At 61.6% G+C, this 619-nt stretch carries 2 protein-coding genes; both read right to left on the bottom strand.

Translation table 11 applies throughout. The features are described from left to right. Positions 1 to 199, bottom strand: a 199-nt coding sequence (locus HX774_RS19460) for a DUF1525 domain-containing protein (RefSeq protein WP_178829037.1), incomplete at its 3' end; no start/stop codon positions are given. A gap of 158 nt (positions 200 to 357) precedes the next feature. Next, positions 358 to 619 (bottom strand): JAB domain-containing protein (locus tag HX774_RS19455; RefSeq protein ID WP_304488871.1); only part of this gene is annotated, 262 nt, incomplete at its 5' end.

The raw sequence follows: 619 nt of genomic DNA, 5'->3' as shown, positions 1-619 counted from the left end.
CCGCTTCGATCCGGTGCGCTTCGTCCAACTCGATCAGCCGCTCGCCGGCCATGGTCTTGACCGGATGGCGGCTGTCGGTGATGACCAGCACATCGGCAGGGAATGGAGCCGAACTAAAGACACCCAAGGACACCGGCAGTGCAACGGCCAGGCCAAGGGCTCGCCAGCTTGGCGCGAACCTGGGAAAAGATGCTGGCATGACACGTGCCCCGGAAGTTGATCAGGGCCATAGTCAAACGCCGAATCCGGTGCAGCCCCCACAAACAATGCGCATCGCGGACACCCCGCATACCTGCTTGCTTCGGGGCAAGGAAGAAACGGAGGCCGAAGCCCCCGTTGTGATCAATGAACGATGCGCTACAGCAAGCTGTGGTCCGCGAAGGAGTACGTAATCCCCTGGCCAACGATGATGTGATCCAGTACCCGAACATCGATCAGCGCCAGCGCTGCCTGCAGTTGCTGGGTCAGCGCACGATCGGCGCTCGACGGCTCAGTGACACGCGAGGGGTGCTGGTGCGCGAAGACCACTGCGGCGGCTTTCAGCTCCAATACACGCTGCACGACGACACGGGGATAGACCGTAGTCGAATTGATCGTGCCCCTGAACATCGGCTCGTAG

Source organism: Brevundimonas sp. P7753 (genome assembly GCF_013386595.1).
GTDB classification, from domain to species: Bacteria; Pseudomonadota; Alphaproteobacteria; order Caulobacterales; family Caulobacteraceae; genus Brevundimonas; species Brevundimonas bullata.
Note: the sequence above shows the minus strand (reverse complement) of the source record. Positions and strands in the feature narration are given on the sequence as shown.